22 protein-coding genes are annotated in these 17,785 nt (G+C 65.9%); 15 read left to right on the plus strand and 7 right to left on the minus strand.

Annotated features, from left to right (window positions below; translation table 11 throughout):
• Nucleotides 1-16: 16 nt before the first annotated feature.
• The 7 genes from C8C93_RS12825 to C8C93_RS12855 are packed head-to-tail and all read left to right on the plus strand — an operon-like array spanning nt 17 to nt 5,399.
• Complete coding sequence (locus tag C8C93_RS12825; protein WP_121507149.1) at nt 17-589, plus strand: DUF6622 family protein; 573 nt, start codon at nt 17-19, stop codon at nt 587-589.
• 58 nt (nt 590-647) lie between these two features.
• Nucleotides 648-938: a 2TM domain-containing protein gene (locus C8C93_RS12830; protein ID WP_121507150.1), complete on the plus strand. Its 291-nt coding sequence runs from the start codon at nt 648-650 to the stop codon at nt 936-938.
• A gap of 43 nt (nt 939-981) precedes the next feature.
• Complete coding sequence (locus C8C93_RS12835) at nt 982-2,046, plus strand: alpha/beta hydrolase family protein (protein ID WP_370110832.1); 1,065 nt, start codon at nt 982-984, stop codon at nt 2,044-2,046.
• A gap of 27 nt (nt 2,047-2,073) precedes the next feature.
• On the plus strand, nt 2,074-3,117 hold the full coding sequence (locus tag C8C93_RS12840) for an alpha/beta hydrolase (protein WP_121507152.1): 1,044 nt from the start codon (nt 2,074-2,076) through the stop codon (nt 3,115-3,117).
• 55 nt (nt 3,118-3,172) lie between these two features.
• Nucleotides 3,173-3,490: a 2TM domain-containing protein gene (locus tag C8C93_RS12845; RefSeq protein ID WP_121419361.1), complete on the plus strand. Its 318-nt coding sequence runs from the start codon at nt 3,173-3,175 to the stop codon at nt 3,488-3,490.
• Complete coding sequence (locus C8C93_RS12850) at nt 3,487-4,575, plus strand: sensor histidine kinase (protein WP_121507153.1); 1,089 nt, start codon at nt 3,487-3,489, stop codon at nt 4,573-4,575. The genes C8C93_RS12845 and C8C93_RS12850 overlap by 4 nt, the downstream gene beginning before the upstream one ends.
• Nucleotides 4,572-5,399 carry a LytTR family DNA-binding domain-containing protein gene (locus tag C8C93_RS12855; protein ID WP_055396282.1) on the plus strand — a complete coding sequence of 276 codons (828 nt, stop codon included), beginning with the start codon at nt 4,572-4,574 and terminating at the stop codon, nt 5,397-5,399. The genes C8C93_RS12850 and C8C93_RS12855 overlap by 4 nt, the downstream gene beginning before the upstream one ends.
• A 24-nt stretch (nt 5,400-5,423) precedes the next feature.
• Here the strand turns inward: C8C93_RS12855 and C8C93_RS12860 are convergent, their stop codons facing one another.
• The 7 genes from C8C93_RS12860 to C8C93_RS12895 form a co-directional block, all read right to left on the minus strand.
• A complete protein-coding gene (locus tag C8C93_RS12860; RefSeq protein WP_055396280.1) occupies nt 5,424-6,065 on the minus strand; it encodes a LysE family translocator in 642 nt (213 codons plus the stop codon).
• A gap of 97 nt (nt 6,066-6,162) precedes the next feature.
• Nucleotides 6,163-6,789 (minus strand): ATP-binding cassette domain-containing protein, encoded by a 627-nt coding sequence (locus C8C93_RS12865; protein ID WP_121507154.1) that lies wholly within the window; start codon nt 6,787-6,789, stop codon nt 6,163-6,165.
• Between the two features lie 60 nt (nt 6,790-6,849).
• The gene (locus C8C93_RS12870; RefSeq protein ID WP_121507155.1) at nt 6,850-7,785 is read right to left on the minus strand and encodes an EamA family transporter; all 936 of its coding nucleotides are present in this window, start codon (nt 7,783-7,785) and stop codon (nt 6,850-6,852) included.
• Nucleotides 7,782-8,789 carry an NAD-dependent epimerase/dehydratase family protein gene (locus C8C93_RS12875; protein WP_121507156.1) on the minus strand — a complete coding sequence of 336 codons (1,008 nt, stop codon included), beginning with the start codon at nt 8,787-8,789 and terminating at the stop codon, nt 7,782-7,784. Before C8C93_RS12875 ends, C8C93_RS12870 begins: the two co-directional genes overlap by 4 nt.
• Complete coding sequence (locus tag C8C93_RS12880) at nt 8,786-9,721, minus strand: bile acid:sodium symporter family protein (RefSeq protein WP_121507157.1); 936 nt, start codon at nt 9,719-9,721, stop codon at nt 8,786-8,788. The genes C8C93_RS12875 and C8C93_RS12880 overlap by 4 nt, the downstream gene beginning before the upstream one ends.
• A gap of 181 nt (nt 9,722-9,902) precedes the next feature.
• Entirely contained in the window at nt 9,903-11,237 is a 1,335-nt protein-coding gene (locus C8C93_RS12890) for an NAD(P)/FAD-dependent oxidoreductase (protein WP_121507158.1), read from the minus strand.
• Nucleotides 11,234-12,082 (minus strand): SDR family oxidoreductase, encoded by an 849-nt coding sequence (locus C8C93_RS12895; RefSeq protein WP_121507159.1) that lies wholly within the window; start codon nt 12,080-12,082, stop codon nt 11,234-11,236. Before C8C93_RS12895 ends, C8C93_RS12890 begins: the two co-directional genes overlap by 4 nt.
• A 90-nt stretch (nt 12,083-12,172) precedes the next feature.
• On the opposite strand from C8C93_RS12895, the gene C8C93_RS12900 reads away from it, so the two are divergent.
• The 8 genes from C8C93_RS12900 to C8C93_RS12930 all read left to right on the plus strand — a co-directional run bounded on the left by C8C93_RS12900 (nt 12,173) and on the right by C8C93_RS12930 (nt 17,783).
• The gene (locus tag C8C93_RS12900; RefSeq protein WP_121507160.1) at nt 12,173-12,925 is read left to right on the plus strand and encodes an IclR family transcriptional regulator; all 753 of its coding nucleotides are present in this window, start codon (nt 12,173-12,175) and stop codon (nt 12,923-12,925) included.
• Between the two features lie 19 nt (nt 12,926-12,944).
• A complete protein-coding gene (locus tag C8C93_RS12905) occupies nt 12,945-13,313 on the plus strand; it encodes a hypothetical protein (RefSeq protein ID WP_121507161.1) in 369 nt (122 codons plus the stop codon).
• Nucleotides 13,314-13,439: 126 nt separating this feature from the next.
• Nucleotides 13,440-14,408, plus strand: coding sequence for an MBL fold metallo-hydrolase (locus C8C93_RS12910; protein WP_121507162.1), 969 nt, complete (start codon nt 13,440-13,442; stop codon nt 14,406-14,408).
• A complete protein-coding gene (locus C8C93_RS12915) occupies nt 14,386-14,988 on the plus strand; it encodes a histidine phosphatase family protein (protein ID WP_121507163.1) in 603 nt (200 codons plus the stop codon). The genes C8C93_RS12910 and C8C93_RS12915 overlap by 23 nt, the downstream gene beginning before the upstream one ends.
• A gap of 274 nt (nt 14,989-15,262) precedes the next feature.
• Nucleotides 15,263-16,162, plus strand: coding sequence for a transglutaminase family protein (locus C8C93_RS12920; RefSeq protein ID WP_121507164.1), 900 nt, complete (start codon nt 15,263-15,265; stop codon nt 16,160-16,162).
• 94 nt (nt 16,163-16,256) lie between these two features.
• The gene (locus tag C8C93_RS25245; RefSeq protein WP_162995995.1) at nt 16,257-16,427 is read left to right on the plus strand and encodes a hypothetical protein; all 171 of its coding nucleotides are present in this window, start codon (nt 16,257-16,259) and stop codon (nt 16,425-16,427) included.
• A gap of 136 nt (nt 16,428-16,563) precedes the next feature.
• On the plus strand, nt 16,564-17,253 hold the full coding sequence (locus tag C8C93_RS12925) for a glutathione S-transferase family protein (RefSeq protein WP_121507165.1): 690 nt from the start codon (nt 16,564-16,566) through the stop codon (nt 17,251-17,253).
• 20 nt (nt 17,254-17,273) lie between these two features.
• Nucleotides 17,274-17,783 carry a low molecular weight protein-tyrosine-phosphatase gene (locus C8C93_RS12930; protein ID WP_121507166.1) on the plus strand — a complete coding sequence of 170 codons (510 nt, stop codon included), beginning with the start codon at nt 17,274-17,276 and terminating at the stop codon, nt 17,781-17,783.
• The last annotated feature ends 2 nt before the right edge of the window (nt 17,784-17,785 follow it).

Here is a 17,785-nt window from a genome sequence, read left to right on the forward strand (position 1 = left end):
CACTCAGGAGATCCCCATGCTGCTCAATTTGATTGTTCACCAACCCCAAGCAATGCTCCAGGTCATCAGTCACACCCCCTACTGGGTATGGGGCATGCTGGCCGGCCTGGTGGGGCTGGGCGCCAGCCAGCTGCGCGACCGCAGCGCCAGCCTGCTGCGAACCCAGCTCATGCCGCTGGGCATGGCCGCCTTCTCGGTGGCAGGCCTGCTGTCGGCATTCGGCGGTTCTGCCTCCTCCGGCGTACAGGCGGTGGGTCTCTGGCTGGCAGCCGCCACGGCGACCACGGCGCTGGCCCTGTGGTTCCAGCCCACGGCACCCTCCGGCACGCTCTACAGCGCCCCGTCGCGCAGTTTTTACATTCCGGGCAGCGCCATGCCGCTCGCGCTGATCGTTGGCATCTTCCTGACCAAGTATTTCGTCGGGGTGGAGCTGGCCATGCAACCCACCCTGGCACGGGACGGCACCTTCGCGCTGCAGATCTCGGCCCTTTATGGGGTGTTCAACGGCCTGTTCGCCGCCCGGGCCCTGCGGATGTGGCGCCTGGCGCAGCAAAGCGTGGTCTACGGCGCGTCCCCCGTGGGCGCCTGAGCCCCGCCAGAACCCTGCCCTCCCATCGAACTGACTCACCTTGTCTGGAGACATCACCATGCACTACGTCCACCCCACCGAAGACCCCATCGAACGCCTGGCCCGCAAACGCGCCGGGGCCAAACTCGGCTGGTACATGCACGCCGGCGTCTATCTGCTGGTCAACCTGTTGCTGATCACCCTGTCGGCCGCCAGCGGGCGGCACTGGGCGGTGTACCCCGCGCTGGGATGGGGCATCGGCCTGGTGGTGCATGGGGCGGTGGTGTTCCTGATTGCTGGCGGCGGGCTGCATGAGCGCATGGTGCAGGCCGAACGCGACCGTCTGGCGCAGCAGGGGCAACGTCCTTGAACCCGTCTACACCCGCCTTCCGCACGAAAGAAATCCCATGAAGATGCTCCGACGACTGACCCTGGCCCTGCTGACACTCGCGACATGGGGTGCGGCCACCGCCTCCCAGGCGGGCACGGGGCTGATGGAATTGCCCGGCTTGCTGGGGGATGGCCCCGTCACGGTGTTCTACCCCAGCAGCAGTGCCGACGAACCTGTGCAGCGCGGCCCCTTCCAGCTTCAGCTGGCCTGGCAGGGCAGCCCCGTGCGGGGCAACGGCCGCCTGATGGTCATCACACACGGTTCGGGCGGCAATCCGTGGGTCCACACCGATCTGGCACGTGCAATGGTGGCCGCAGGTTTTGTCGTGGCATTGCCCGAACATGCGGGAGACAACTCCAAAGACCCTTCCACCCCCGGCCCCGAGAGCTGGAAGCGCCGCCCCGCCGAGGTCTCCCGCGCCATCGACGCCGTGGCCCAGGACAACCGCCTGGCCCCGTTGCTCACCCTGGACAAGGTGGGGGTCTTCGGTGGTTCCGCCGGTGGCCACACGGCGTTGACGCTGGCGGGCGGCGCGTGGTCGCCCGCTCGCTTTCGTCAGCACTGCGAGGCCCACATTGCCGATGATTTTTCCTCCTGTGTCGGGTTCATCACCCGTTTGCACGGCAACCTGCTGGATGGCCTGAAGAAGTGGTTTGCACTGACCGTGATACGGCACCGCTTTGGCGATGAAACCGCCTACACACACCAGGACCCCCGCATACAAGCCGCCGTGGCCAGCGTGCCCTTTGCGGCCGACTTTGACATGACAACCCTTGCCACCCCAAGCATCGCGCTGGGGCTGGTGACTGCGGGCATGGATGTGAACCAGGTACCGCGCTTTCACAGTGACGCCGTGCTCACGGCCTGCCAGGACCGCTGCACCCACGTAGCCCACCTGCCGGACGCCAGCCACGGCGCCATGCTGTCGCCCATGCCACCGCTGCACCTGCTGAGCGACGTGCAGACCGCGCTGCTGGGCGACCCGCCCGGCTTTGACCGCAAGGTGCTGCCCGAGGTGGATGCACGCATAGTGGCGTTCTTCGCCCAGCACCTGCAACCCTTGCACCCCTTTCAACCAGTGCCCTAACGCGGCCATCCTGCGTCACACGCCCCCATGCTCCTCATCTCTGCCGCCACCCTTGGCCTGCTCGCCACCATGACGCAAACCTCCAGATTGCGGCCCCGCAGCCGGTACCCCTTGTTCATCGCTGCCGCCTTGCTGACCCTGGGGCTTGCCGGACTTGCTGCCGCCATCGCCTGGGGCGGCCCCCACGACATCCCGCCGCTGTCCAGCATCAACAATCCGTTCAAGGGCGTGGACTACGGCGGTGTTCCACCAGCCCAGCGTTACACAGCGCGCGACGGTACTTCACTGGCGTGGCATGGCTACAGCCTCAGTCCGGCAACAGCAGCCACACCACAGCGCCGGGTGGTATTGGTGCATGGGTCTTCCGCACGCGGGCAGTCCAACCACGTGCTGGCACAGGCGCTGGCGGCTGAGGGCTATGCCGTGGCTTCCCTGGACATGCGGGGGCACGGCGCGTCCGGCCCCAGGGGCCAGGCCGCGTACATCGGCCAGATGGAAGACGACATCGAGGACTTTCTGCGCGCCGTGCCGCACGCTGGCCCGCAAACGCTGATGGGGTTTTCGGCAGGCGGCGGGTTTGCGCTGCGGTTTGCGGGCAGCGCGCGGCAGGACCTGTTCGACCGCTATGTGCTGCTTTCGCCTTTTTTGCACCACAACGCCCCCACATCGCGGCCTGACAGCGGCGGCTGGGTGTCGGTGGGCCTGCCCCGCATGGTTGCCATCACGCTGCTCAATCAGATCGGCATCACCCGGTGGAACCACCTGCCCGTGCTGAGCTTTGCCCTCAACGACGTAGCCCGCGAGCTGCTCACGCCCCGCTATTCGTACACGGTGGCCACCAACTTTCGCCCCCACGACGACTACCAGGCCGACATCCGCAATGCCCGGGGCACGGTCTGCATCGTGGCCGGGCAGGACGATGAGCTTTTTTACGCCGACCGCTTTGCCGATCTGTTTGCCCAGTCGGGCAAGCCTGTGCCCGTGACCCTGGTGCCCGGCGTGAACCACATGGGGCTGACGCTGGACGCCCAGGCTGTGGCCACGGTGGCGCGCCACGCCTGCCCGGCGTAGCCCGCCCCTAGAATCCCTGCAGCGCCCCGAGCTTTTCACCCCCGACCGCCCCGCCATGACCTCCCCTCTTAGCCCCGAAGAAATCGAAACGCTGGCCCGCCGGCGCGCCAGCGCCAAGCTGGGTTGGTACGTGCACGCTGCAGCGTTCGTGCTGGTGAACGCGCTGCTCTTTGCCATGTCGCGCTACGCATTCGGTACGCGCCCCTGGTCGATCTATCCACTGCTGGGCTGGGGCCTGGGGCTGGTGCTGCATGGGGTGTCGGTGTTCCTGCTGGGCAGCGGCGACGGCCTGCGCGAACGCATGGTGCAGCGCGAGCGCGAAGCCCTGCAGCGCGAACAAGCCCAAAAGCAGCAAGATCAGCACCGGCCATGATGCTGCGACGCCCCTTCAACGGCATCAGCAAGCTGCGGCACTTCCTTCAGGTGCTCGCCTTTACCCTGGTCGTTGCGACTATCCAATATGCCTTCATGCCCGACAAGCCCTACGGGCCGCCGGTGGTGTATTCGATACTGATCGGCACCTTCACCTGGGCCGTGATCGACCTGGGGCGCGAATTGATACCGTCTGCCGCCGAAACGGGCTGGCCGCATGGGTGGCAGGGCATGGCACTGGTGGCGGGGGGCATCGTTGTGGGGTACGTGGCAGGCACAGCGCTGGCCAACGCCTTGTGCGTGTACTACTTTCACTTCTACCCACCGGGCACGTCCACTACCGGGTCTGACCAGCGCACATCCATTCTCATCACGGCCATTGCCGGGCTGGTGGGCAGCTACTACTTCTACGCCATCCACAAATCGGCGTATCTGGAAGACAAGATGGCCGAGGCGCGCATGCACGCGAGCGAGGCGCGCCTGAAGCTACTGGAAACCCAGCTCGAACCGCACATGCTGTTCAACACGCTGGCCAACCTGCGCGTGCTGATCGGCACAGACCCCGCGCGTGCGCAAGAGATGCTGGACCGCATGATTGCCTACCTGCGCGCCACGCTCACCGCGTCGCGCAGCACCCAGCACCCGCTGTCCAACGAGTTTGACCGCCTGCGCGACTACCTGGAGCTGATGGCGGTGCGCATGGGCCCGCGCATGGCCTACACGCTGGACCTGCCCGAGGCACTGCGGGATGTGCCCGTACCGCCACTGCTGCTGCAGCCCCTGGTGGAAAACGCCATACGCCACGGCCTGGAGCCCCAGGTGGAAGGCGGCCACATCACCGTGCGTGCCAGCACGCGCCCGGGCGCCAATGGCCCGCTGCTGCTGATCGAGGTCAACGACACCGGCGTGGGCCTGCCCGGCACCCTGCCCACGCCGGGTCCCGGCCAGAGCTTTGGCCTGACCCAGGTGCGTGAACGCCTGGCCACCTTGCACGGCGCATCAGGCACTCTTGATTTGATAGCTGCTAGCGCAGGTGGGACAAGCGCTAGCGTCGTTTTTCCTTTGAAATCCGCTCCAAGCCCATGAACCAGCCCGCCCCCCGCGCCCTGATTGCCGAGGATGAACACCTGCTGGCTGCCGCACTGCAGCAGGAGCTGGCCCGCGCCTGGCCCGCGCTGCAGATCGCCGCGACCGTGGGCGACGGCCTGTCGGCCGTCAGGCAGGCGCTGGCCCTGCTCCCCGACGTGCTCTTCTTTGACATCCGCATGCCGGGCCAAAGCGGGCTGGATGCCGCCGTGGAACTGGCCGACGCCTGGCCCGACGACAAACCGTTTCCCGCACTCGTATTCGTGACGGCCTACGACCAGTACGCCGTGCAAGCGTTTGAAGCCCAGGCTGTGGACTACCTGCTCAAGCCCGTGCAGGCGGCCCGGCTGCAAAAAACAGTGCAAAAACTGCAGCTAGCGCTTATGAATAAAGCGCAACCAGCTATCAATTTAGAAGCAACCATGGAGCAGCTGCGCCACCTGCTGGCAGCGCCCGGCATTGCCTCGCCATCCGCTGCAGCGGCACCAAGCAGCACCGCCCCCCTCACCCTCATCCAGGCCAGCAGCGGCAGCCAGATCCACATGGTGCCGGTGGCCGACGTGCTGTACTTTGAAGCGGCCGACAAATACGTGCGGGTGCTGACTGCGGCGCGCGAGTACCTGATCCGCACGCCGCTCAAGGAGCTGACGAGCCAGCTGGATACGCAGGTGTTCTGGCAGATCCATCGCAGCACCCTGGTGCGCGCCAGCGCCATCACCACGGTGACGCGCGACGAGGCGGGCAAGCTGCATCTGGAGCTGGCGGGCCGCACCGAGAAGCTGCCCGTGAGCCGCCTTTACGCGCACCTTTTCAAGGCGATGTAGTCCCCGAGGGTTCTTAGAACGTGTTTACCGATTGGTGGCCAGCAGCAGGCCACCCGCCCCCATGAAGAACCCCCCGGTGGCCTTGTTGAGACGCACCACACCCCGCGAGGTGCGGATAAACCGGCGGATCTGCCGCCCCCCCGCCGCATAAACCGCCGTAGAGACAAACTCAGCCCCCAGGTACACCGCCCCCAGCACCACAAACTGGCGCAGGGCCGGCTGGCCGGGGTCGATGAACTGCGGAAAGACCGCTGCAAACAGGATGATGGCCTTGGGATTGGTGATGCCCAGCAAGAACTCCTGCGCGATGAGCGACTGCAGGCGCACCGGTGCACCGCCCGCTTTGACCGCACCTCCGTCTGCGCCATCCACCACATCCAGCCCGCTGAACTCACGGCTGCGCCACGCGCGCCAGCCCAGCCAGAACAGGTAGCAGGCCCCTACCCACTTCACGGCCGTGAAGGCCGCCTCGGACGCCAGCAGCATGGCCCCCAGGCCCACCGCAGACACCGTCAGGAAAATCGCGAACGCAGCCACCCGCCCCAGCGTCGCCACCATGGCCGCACCAATCCCCGCGCGAATGCCGTTGTTGAGGCCACAGAAATTGTTGGGGCCGGGCGTGAGCGCAATGGCAACCGCCACCGGGGCAAAAAGAAGCGCGTCCATGGAACAGTCCTTCAGAGAACGGGAAAACACCCGATAGCGGCCCAGTCTAAAACAAGCGGGGGCGGAAGGCGCAGGCGCTCGGTGCCCCGGACACCACTCAACCGTTCAGTTCCACCACCGTGCCCCAGGGCACGCCGGGCAAAGCCTCGTAATGCGCCACGACCACCACCCGCCCGGGCTGGCCCGCCACCTGCGCCAGGGCGCGGCCCAGGTAGGTGGCCGACGGCTTGTCCAGCCCGCCCACAGGCTCGTCGATCAAGGTCAGCGGCGCGCCCGAGGCCAGCGCCCCGGCCATGAGCACCTTGCGTTTGCTGCCGGTGGACAGCGCATAGAACGGCTTGTCCAGATGCTCGTGCAGCGTGAAGCCTTCAATGTGCGTTACCAGCGCTGCGGCATCCCACAGCGGGTAGTGCGCGGGCAGGCTGTCCAGCCAGCCACGGGCGGTGAGCTTGTCCAGGTCGCCAGCACGGGGATCAACCCAGAACACCATTTGCGCAAAGGCCTTGGGCGTGTCGCTCAGGCGCACACCCTGCAGCGTGATGCGCCCGGCCTGCGCCGTGAGTTCACCCGCCAGCAGGCGCAGCAGCGTGGTCTTGCCACTGCTTTCGTCGCCACGCACCAGCGCCAGGCCTGCGGGCAGCGCCACCGACCACTGGTTGAGCACCCCACATTCGGGATAGGCGAAACACAGCCCCTCCACCTGCAACACCACGTTCTCAGACATCCTGCTTCCTTGGGTTTGTTGCGCAGGACATTCCGTACAAGCCTGCGCCGGTCCAGGATTCTAGAGAGCGGTCGAGTGGGTCTCGGCTTTGCGCCACCACCGTGCCCACAGCCAGCCACCGGTCTGGTTGACCAACAGGCCACACAACACTGCGGCTGCGCCCGCCCACTGCAGCGGCAAGGGCGTTTCGCCCAAAAAGAAGTAGGCAGCCCACAGCCCCACCACCGGCACCAGCAGCGAAAACGGCGTCACCCGCCCGGCCGCGTGGCGTTGCAGCAGCTGCGTCCACAGCGTGTAGGCCAGCAAGGTGGCCAGCAATGCGAGGTAAAGCACTGCGAGCAAAGCCCTGCCGTCCACCGCCTGCAATTGCGCCACGACACCGCTGGCGCCTTCGGTCCACACCGCCAGCGCAAAGAACGGAACGATGGGCACCACGCTGCTCCACACGATGAACGGAAACGGCGCGTAAGCCCCTGCCTGCGCAGCGCGGCGTGCCACCAGGTTGGACACCGCCCACATGAAGGCCGCGCCGAGGGTGAGCACAAAACCGGCCAGCGTCATCTGCCCGGGCCCTTCTCCATGGGCAAGACCAATGGTCATGAGCCCGCCAAACGCCAGCAGCAGACCCCACCACTGCCAGGGTTTGGCGCGCTCACCCAGCAGCGGTGCAGCCAGCAGCAGCGTAAAAAACGCCTGCGTCTGCATGACCACCGAGGCCATGCCCGCCGTCATGCCCAGCTGCAGCCCCAGGAACAGAAAGCCGAACTGCCCCAGCCCCTGCGCCAGCCCGTAGCCCACCACAAAGCGCCAGGGCATCGATGGGCGGGGCACGAACAGCAGAAACGGCAAGGATGCCGCAGTGAAACGCAGGGCACCCAGCAGCATGGGGCTGAGCCCCTGCAAGCCCAGCTTCATCACCACAAAGTTCAGCCCCCAGATGACCACCACGGCCAGCGCGCGCAGCAAGTCGCCACGGCTCAGTGCCAGCGCCGTCATGCAGCCACCGCCGCAGCCGCAGCCACCGGCCGCCCTTGGCGCGCCCGGGCAGCCACAAAGGCTTCGAACGCCTCTGCGCTGGTCTTGCCAGGCACGTAACCCAGCACCTCCTTGAGCGCGGCATTGAGCAGCACGGGGCGGTAACGCAGAAAATCCAGCTGCTCTGGCCCGTAGCGGCTCAGGCCCAGCGCGGAGCCCACCGCCAGCGCGGCACGCAGCAGGCCCGCAGGCAACTCCAGCACCGGTTTACCCAGGCGCCGGGCGATCTCGCGCAGCGGCAGCGCACCATCGCCCGCCAGGTTGAAACAGCCAGCGCGCTGCGTGCGCAACGCATGCAGGATGGCGCCGGTCACGTCCTCGTCCCAGATGAAAACAAACGGGCTCTCGCTGCCACGGATGGCCAGCAGGCGGCGTTTGTCGAACAGCGCGGTGATCTGGTTGTCCACCCGCTCGCCCAGGATGGTGCCGATGCGCAGCACCGTCTGCGCCAGCGCGGGGTGGTCCGCGCGGTACTGCGCCAGCATCTCTTCCACCAGCCGCTTGTGGTGGGCATAGGCAAAAACCTCATTGCCGCGCAGCGCATCGGTCTCGCGCAGCCAGGCGGGGTTGTCGGCGTGGTAACCATACGCGGCCCCGCTGGAGCTGACGACGATGTGCTTGACACCCGTGGCCACGCAGGCATCGAGCACATTCTGGCTGCCCAGCACATCCACGGAGTATTCGAATTCGCGGTTGGATCCTTTGCCCGGAGTGACGATGGAGGCCAGGTGCACCACGCTGTCGATGGCATGGTCGGCGAGCGTCTGCGCCAGCGCGGGGTCACGCACGTCCTGCACCAGATAGATCACGCCAAGCAGGCGGCGCTCGGCAGGCACCTCGCGCACATCGGCCGCCACCAGCGTATGCACACCCTCGCGCGCAAGGGCGGCCACTACACCCCGACCCAGAAAACCGTCGGCCCCGGTCACCAGGATGCGGCGCGTTGCCAATGAACAAGCCGTCATGCGCCGTGCTCCTTGGCCGAAGCCCCCAGCGGCACCCCCGCAGGTCTGCGGCCCCACCAACCCGCCAGCGCCAAGCCGGCAATGATGTCCCAGAAGCCCCAGACACCCGCCACCACGGCCATGCCCCCCAGACCTCCAAAAAAACTGAAGATCAGCACCAGGCCCAGGCCCGCGTTGCGGATGCCCACCTCAATGCTCACCGCGCGCCGGTCGTAGTCCGACAAGCCGCTGAGCCGTGCGCAGGCATAGCCAGTGCCAAAGGCCAGCGCGTCATGCAACACCACGGCCAGCAGCACCAGCCCCACGTAGTCAAGGAAGTAGCGCCAGTTGCCCGCCACGGCCCCGACGATGAAACCGATCAGGCAGACAAAGCTGAGGATGCGCACGGGCTTGTTCACCCGCTGCGTGAAACGCGGCAGCTTCTCCGCACACAGAATGCCCAGCGCAAACGGCAGCCCGATGATGGCGACGATGTGCCCCGCCATCTCCAGCGGGTCGAGCGCAATGCTGCGCAACAGCGGCGCCGCCGTGGGGTGCAAACCGCCCCAGAACGCGAAGTTGAGCGGCATGAGCACAATCGCGAGCGCGTTGGAGATCGCCGTCATCGACACCGACAGCGCCACATTGCCGCCTGCGCGGTGCGTGAGGATGTTGCTCACATTGCCCGGCGGGCAGCAGGCCACCAGGATCATGCCCAGCGCAATGCTGGGGCCGGGCTGGAGCAGCAGCGTGAGCACAAAGGTCACGGCAGGCAGCACGATGAACTGCGCCGCAATGCCCACTGCCATGGCTCCGGGCATGCGCAGCACGCGCTTGAAGTCGGCCACGCGCGTATCGAGCGCGATGCCGAACATGAGAAAACCCAGCACCACATTGAGCGCCACGAGCGATGCAGGGTTGAAGTTGAGGCGTATTTCGTCGACGGGCAGCATAGATAACCTTTGAGTTCAGTTCTTCACCGCGTATTGCGCAACGCGCAACGCACGAGACTGTCGCAGCGACAGCGCGGGACGCCGAGCAAGGGCCGCCCCGCAGCGAGGGCGTCGTCCCCTTGCCCGCAGTGCGCAGCGCTGCGAGAGCGAGGGGAAGGCGCGCAGCGCCTCAGGGGGGCTTTCATGCCAGGGCAGCGGCCGCGGCCCGCACCGCGTTGCGGTAGGTGTCCTTGTGGACGTAGTACGCCATGCGTTCGAGCTTCAGGTACTTGAAGCCACCCGACAGATCGGGTGGAGGCCCGGCCTTGGCCTGCCGCAGGGCCTCGGCGCGCGGTGATCCTTCTGACTGCGCCTTGAAAAAGCGCGCTACCAGCTCCGCTTGCTCGTAGCGGCCCTGCCAGCCGATGCCGCTGGCCTCGATCATCCCCATCACCGCCAGGTTGTCGAAGCGCGGCGACAGGATGTTGAGGTACAGCTGCGGCGCCATGCCGTTCCAGTTGAGCAGGCTGTGGTCGATAAAAGGGTAGTGCAGCTTGTAGCCGGTGGCGCAGAGCACCAGGTCGTAGTCTTGCGCGCTACCGTCCTTGAAGAACACGGTGTGGCCCTGCAGGCGCGCAATATCGGGCTTCACATGGATGTCGCCGTGACCCAGGTGGTGCAGCACCAGCGAGTTCACCACGGGGTGCGATTCGTACATCTTGTAGTCGGGCTTGGGCAGGCCAAAGCGCGCCGGGTCGCCGGTAAACCACTGCAGCACCACGCTGTCGATCTTCTGCTTGAGCCATGGCGGCATCTTGAACTTGCCCCCCAGCGTGTCGGCGGGCTGGCCGAACACGTATTTGGGGACGAAGTAGTAGCCGCGCCGCACCGACAGATCCACGCTGCGCGCGTAATGCACCGCATCCACGGCTATGTCGCAGCCCGAGTTGCCCGCGCCCACCACCAACACGCGTTTGCCTTTGAACAACTCCGCACTTTTGTAGGCGCTGGTGTGCAGCAGTTCGCCATCAAACTGGCCTTCAAAGCGCGGCATGTTGGGCTCGGCCAGCGTGCCATTGGCAATCACCACGCCCTTGAACTCTGCGGTCTGCGCGGGTCCGCCGTGCTGGCTCCAGGTGATGCGCCACAGCGGCGCTGCGCCCTCGCCCACGGGTTCCACCTTCAAGACGCGGGTGCCAAACCAGTAGCAGGGACGCAAACTAAAGTGCGCGGCAAAGTCCATGAAGTACTGCCGCATCTCGCGGTGACTGGGGTAGTCGGCCACCTCGGCGCGCATGGGGAACTCGGTGAACTCCGTGGTGTGTTTGCTGGAGATGAGGTGTGCCGATTCGTAGACAGTGCTGCGCGGGTTCTCGATGTTCCACAAACCGCCCACGTCGGTGTGTGCTTCAAAGCCCTGGAAGGGCAGGCCCAGCTTTTGCAGGTTGCGCGCAGCCGCCAGGCCACTGGGGCCTGCGCCTATCAGGGCGATCTGGGTGCGGGTATCTGCCACAGTGGGTGTTGTCTCCGTTGTCATGCGTTTTTGCTTTCTTTGTGTATCGGTGTCTCTGCAGGCAACGGCAGGCCCGGAATGGCCGTGGCCCCCGCCTCGCCCACGCGCGGCTTGCGCGGCTGGCCCAGCAGCAGGCGGTCGTGCAGGGCATCGGGCAACAGGTTCAGCAAGCGGGCCAGCCAGCCGATGCGCGCGGGCAGCACGATGTGGGTACGACCTTGCGCGACACCCGCCAGCAGAGCCCGGGCAGCGGCTTCGGGCTCCATCAGGCCCGGCATGGCAAAACGATTGCCCGCCGTGAGCGCGGTGCGAAGGTAACCAGGGCTCACCGTGCTGACCACAATGGATTCGCCGCGCAGCTCGGCACGCAGGCTCTCCAGGTAGCGGATGAGCCCGCCCTTGCTCGCGCAATAAGCACCGTTGCCCGGCATGCCGCGCCAGCCCGCAATGCTGGCCACACCCACCAGGGCGCCGCGCCGCTGAGCGCGCATGGCTTTCACAAACGGCTGAAAGGTGGTGGCCGCGCCCAGCAGGTTGATCTCCAGCATGCGGCGCAGCACCGCGAGGTCGCCGGCTTCGGCAGTGTCAAAGCCGCCTGCCACGCCCGCGTTGGCAATGACGAGGTTGGGCACCGCGCCCGAGCGCGCCATCCAGTCGGCCGCCATGGCCTGCATCGCGGTGCTGTCGGCCACATCGGGCGTGTACACCGCGCAGCGCCCAGGCGCCAGCGCAGCCAGTGCCCGCAACGTGGGCAAGTGAAGCCCCACCAGCGCCACGGCAGCGCCCTGGCCGATCAGCTCCCGCGCCAGGGCCTGGCCCAAGCCACCACAAGCGCCTGTGAGTACCGCGTTCTGAAAAGTCGCCGCCATGAGCACCCCGTGAAATGTTGGTTTGCAGCTTAGCCACAATGCTCAATAATCCCGAAATGTTTTATGGATTCGTCTCGAATTCCGGGATTTATGACCAACTCATCCCCCAGCCTGCGCCTGTTTGAACTGCTGGAAATCATGTGCGCCCATGGCCGCCCGTTCAGCCTGGCGGACGCCATCGAGGCCACAGGCTGGCCCAAACCCAGCGTGCACCGCATGCTGGGCCAGCTCGAAAACGGTGGCCTGCTGGCGCGCGAGCCCGATGGGCGCCGCTACACCCCCGCACCCCGCCTGCTGCGCCTGGCCGAAAGCACGCTCAGCGCGGGCACCCAGCATGGCGTGCGCCATGCGGTGCTCCGCCAGCTGGTGGCCGATATTGGCGAGAGCTGCAACCTCACGGCGCTCAGCGGCGCCGAGGTGATCTACCTGGACCGCGTGGAGTCGGCCTTTCCGCTGCGCATGGAGCTGCGGCCCGGCACGCGCGTGCCCATCCACTGCTCGGCCAGCGGCAAGCTGTTTCTGGCCCACCTGTCGGCCGCGCGCCGGGCGGCGATCCTGGACGGACTGCCGCTGACCCGCCACACGGCCACCACTTTGACCGACCGCACCGCCCTGGAGGCAGAGCTGGAGCAGATCCTGCGGCAGGGTTACGCCACAGATGCCGAAGAGTTTGTGGACGGTCTCGTTTGTGTGGCTGTGCCTGTGCTGGGCAGCGGGCGGCGGCAGGTACGCTGCGCCGTGGCCCTGCAAGCACCGGCGGCACGCATGCCGCTGGCGCAGGCGCTACAGCAGGTGACCCGCCTGGGCGAAGCCGCCCAGGCGCTGGGCCGTACCTGGACATGACATCTCTTTAACGGACACCATGAACCTGAACTACCTGGATTTTGACTACAGCGAAGACGCGGACGGCGTAGGTACGTTTGACGCCATGGCGAGCGTGCAGCCCGCGCAGATTCCCGCATTACATGCCGAGATCAGCGCCGTGCTCGTCTGGGCGCACCAGCATTGGCCCGATGCCTGCGGCCCGTCGGAAGATGGGGGCATATGGCACTACGACCTGCAAGGCGTGCAGGAGATCAGCACACCGCTGGTGCTGACGTTTGATGACCCCGCCGGGCAACTGCGTGCGGCGCCAGGCAACCCCGCCCCACCCCGGACCACGATCACCTTGACAATCAGCGGAAATGCTGACTTTTGCGGTGCGTTGCGCGACGCCTTCGCGATCGAATAGCCTCCATAGCCCCAATTACCAGCAAAAGCCCCACATTGCGAACAGGTTAGCGCGCCGGCAAGCGGCAATCTCTCGGGCATCGCTACAGTTGCGACTCCTCAGTTCAACTCAAGACCGGAGAGTTTCATGCTGTCACGCCGCCACTTCCTGGGTGCAAGCCTGGCCACCACCGTTTACGCAGCGGGCTCGTTTGTCCCCGTGTGGGCCCAAAACGCGCCCAACTTCGGAACCCCCACCTTGCCCAGCCCCGGCTTTCGCCGCATGAAGGTGGGCGATGTGGAGGTGATTGCGCTGAACGATGGCATCACGCGCCGCCCGCTGGGAGAGGAATTTGTGAAGAACGCGCCGCTGACCGAGGTGCGTGCGCTGCTGGCATCGCAAGGACTGCCCACCGACTACATCGACGTGCCCTACACACCCTTTCTGGTGGTGGCAGGCGCGCGCAAGATCCTCATTGACACCGGCTTGGGCGAGTTTGGCGGCGCCACCACCGGCAAGCTGCTCGACAGCCTGCGCGCGGCGGGCATGCAGGCAGCCGACATCGACACCGTGCTGATCAGCCACTACCACGGCGACCACATCAACGGCATCCGCAACAAGGCCGGTGAGTTGGTTTTCCCCAAGGCCAAGGTGATGGTGCCTGCCGCCGAACACGCGTTCTGGATGGACGACGCCCGCATGGCAGCTGCGCCCGCAGGCATGAAGGGTGCATTCGATAACGTGCGCCGCACCTTTGCCACCATGCCCGCAGACACGCTGGTGCAGTTTGCGGCCGATGCCGAAGTGGCGCCGGGCATCAAGTCTGTGGCGGCCTATGGCCACACGCCAGGCCATACGCTGTTTGAGCTGACATCCTCGGGCCAGAAGTTCTTTTATGTGGCGGACCTGACCAACGTGCCTGCACTGTTCGCACGCAATCCCGACTGGGCTGTGACCTTTGACATGGATGCCGAGGCTGCGCGCAAGGTGCGGCGTGATGTGTTCCAGCGGATCACCGCCAGCAATGCCATGCTGGGCGGCTTCCACTTCCCGTTCCCGGCGTTTGGCCGCATGGCGGCTTCTGGCAATGGCTATGCCTTCCAGCCTGCCGCCTGAGCCCCGCATTGCCCGTCGCGCGGTGCTGGGCGCCGGGCTGGCGTTTGCCAGCCTGCGCAGCTGGGCGGCGCAAGACGCGAATGCCGAAGCCTTGTTGCGCAAGGGCGGGGTGGTGGCCGCCTTCCGCCACGCGCTGGCCCCCGGCACGTTTGATCCCCCCGGATTCCGCCTGGGTGACTGCAGCACCCAGCGCAACCTGAACGACGAAGGCCGCGCCCAGGCACGCAGCGTGGGGGCGTGGTTTCAGCAGCGCCACCTGCAACCGGGCAAGGTTTTGTCGAGCCCCTGGTGCCGCTGCGTGGACAGTGCCACCCTCGCCTTTGGTACGCCGCAGGTCTGGGCGGCACTCGGGTCGCCCCGGGGTAGCCCGGAGACCACCGGTGCTGCCCACCTGCGTGAACTGCGTACAGCGCTGGCCACAGCGTCGTCCCAGCCCGGTCGTTTCGAAGTGTGGTTCACCCACATGTTTGTGCTGTCCGACCTGGCAAATACCAACACCAGCTCGGGCGAAGGACTGATTCTCCGGGCAAATCGCAGTGGCAACGTCGAGGTCCTGGCGCGTCTTTCCATACCCGCCTGACGGGGTGACTTGGCGGCTTCCCGCGAATGGGTAGCGGGCGGGCACGGCGGCGGGTCGTTCGCCTACATCGGGCGCGGGGGAAAGGACTATCCTCAAGCCACGCTGCTGTGCCGGATGCCCCGGAACGCGGTGCACGAAGGACATGCCCATGGCAAACACCCAAAGCCCTCCCCCGCAGTCAAATACCCGCAACGCTGCCACCTGGCCTGCCCCCTACCCCGCCCAGCAAGTCAGCACAGTCCCTGCTGACCAGCCAAGCCATGACCGCGTACGCATGGAGCTGCAGATTGATCTGAGCTACGAGGTGGACCAGCATGGTGCCGACTTTGTCTTCAACATTCACGCGGCGCAGACACCCAACCAGTCGGTAAGCGCAGAGCGCCTGGTCATCAACCAGCCCATTGCCCACCACATTCATACCGATCCAGCCACGGGCAACCGCTACCTGCGGCTGCATGGCGAGCCCGGCACGCTTGAGCTTTCGTATTCAGCCACGGTCGATATCAACCACTACCGCATCGACCCCTCCCAATTGGCAGAAGTACCGGTGCGGCGCCTGCCGCAAGAGGTAATGGGCTACATCTACCCCAGCCGGTATTGCCAGTCCGACCGGCTGCTGCGCCTGGCGACGAACGAGTTTGGTGCGCTGTGGCAAGGGCACAGCCGCGTGCAGGCGATCTGCGACTGGGTGCAGCGGCACGTGGCGTTCACCTCCAACACTTCCAACTCCAACACCTCTGCGGTGGACACGCTGGTGGAGCAAGTGGGCGTGTGCCGTGACTTCGCCCACCTCATGATTGCCTTGTGCCGCGCCATCAACATCCCGGCCCGCTTCACCACCGGAACCGACTACGGCGCTGACCCGGCCCTGGGCCCCCCCGACTTTCATGCCTATGTGGAGGTGTACCTGGGCGACCGCTGGTACATCTTTGACCCGTCTGGCACGGCGATCCCCATGGGCCTGCTGCGGTTTGGGGTGGGGAGGGATGCGGCCGATGTGGCCTTTGCCACCATCTTCGGTGGCGTGTGGGCCAAGCCCCCCGTGATCCGTACGATGGCCATTCAGGATGCCGCGCGGGGTTTTGAGTTGCCCCGCCACTGCACACAAGCGCTGTCCACCGACCACGGCGCTGGTGTGGCGGCGGGTGTGGCCGCAGGTTTTGTGGCGGCCTGAGCACCCACAAAACACCTGCCAAACACCTTTGAAAGCCCGGCAACCCGGCTGTGGCCTAAAATCTCTCCTTTTTCCACCAACTCAGAGACCTACCATGGGCAACAAGATCGTCACCGAAGCAGACCGCAAGCGCACCCCCCGCCCTACGCCCGTGCCCGGCTACACCCTGGCCACTCCCGGCCGTGGCCAGCGCGTGAGCCTGGAACGCGGTGTGGCAACCCGCAGCAAGAAGAACCCTGGCAAGCGCTCCAAGAAGGGCGGCTGATCGCCAGATCGCCACGGGCCGACTGCGGTTGGTTCCTTGCAAGAAAGCCCTCGCCAGAGGGCTTTTTGCTTTCTGGGGCTTTCACACCACCCGGCCGGTGGCGCCTTGCTCCGGCAACCTGTGCCAATATTCACCCATGATCACCGTCCACCACCTCGAAACCTCGCGCTCGCAGCGCGTTCTCTGGCTGCTCGAAGAACTGGGTGTTCCCTACGAGCTGAAAATCTACCAGCGCGACAAGGCCACCAAGCTGGCCCCGCCCGAACTCAAGAAGATCCACCCGCTGGGCAAATCACCGGTGATCACCGACGGCAAAGAAGTCATCGCCGAGTCGGGCGCGATCATCGAATACCTGGTGGAAACCTACGGAGCCCAGGCGGGCGGCGACCTGGCCCACCTGCAACCGGCGCCGCGCACGCCAGAGTACCGCCAGTGCCGCTTCTGGATGCACTACGCCGAAGGCTCGCTCATGAACTGGCTGGTGATGAAGCTGGTGTTCATGACCATCCCCACCCAGCCCATGCCGTTCTTCGTCAAGCCCATCGCCAAGGCACTGTGCGGCACGGTGCAGGAGAAATTGATCGACCCCAATGTGAACACCGCGCTCGACTTCATGGAGCAGCACCTGGGCACGCACCGCTGGTTTGCGGGCGAGCACCTCACCATGGCCGATTTTCAGATGAGCTTTGCGGTGGAGGCTGCCCTCTCACGCGCCAGCAAGGCCGGTGCGTGCCCCAACCTTCTGGCCTACAAGCAGCGTATGGAGGCCCGCCCCGCGTACCAGCGCGGCATTGCCAAGGGTGGCCCGGTGGTGATGTCCGCCTGAACATCGTCGGGATCACAGAGATGCCTGACCGCGTCGCTACCTACTCGGTGCTTTTTGTGTGCATGGGCAACATCTGCCGCAGCCCCACGGCCCACGGCGTGTTCCGGCACAAGGTGGTTCACAGTGGTTTGGCCAGCCAGGTGCGTGTGGACTCGGCAGGCACCCACAACTACCACCCCGGCAAGGCACCGGACGAGCGGACGCAACGCCATGCGGCGCAACGGGGCTACGACCTGTCGGATCTGCGCGCTCGGCAGATGCTGGCCAACGACTTTGAACGCCACGATCTGGTTCTGGCGATGGATTGGGACAACCTGGCCCTTGCGCAAGACCTTTGTCCACCCGAACACGCCCGCAAGTTGCGCCGAATGACAGAGTTCTGCCAACGGTTCGACAGCCCCGTGGTGCCCGATCCGTACTACGGCGGGGCCGCTGGTTTTGAGGAGGTGCTGGACCTGGTGGAAGACGCCTGTGATGGCCTGCTGCACCATGTGCGGCAGCAGTTGCAGCGGCGGTCCAGGCCGCTTTAGCA

It is taken from the genome of Acidovorax sp. 93, from assembly GCF_003633835.1.
Taxonomy (GTDB): Bacteria; Pseudomonadota; Gammaproteobacteria; order Burkholderiales; family Burkholderiaceae_C; genus Acidovorax; species Acidovorax facilis.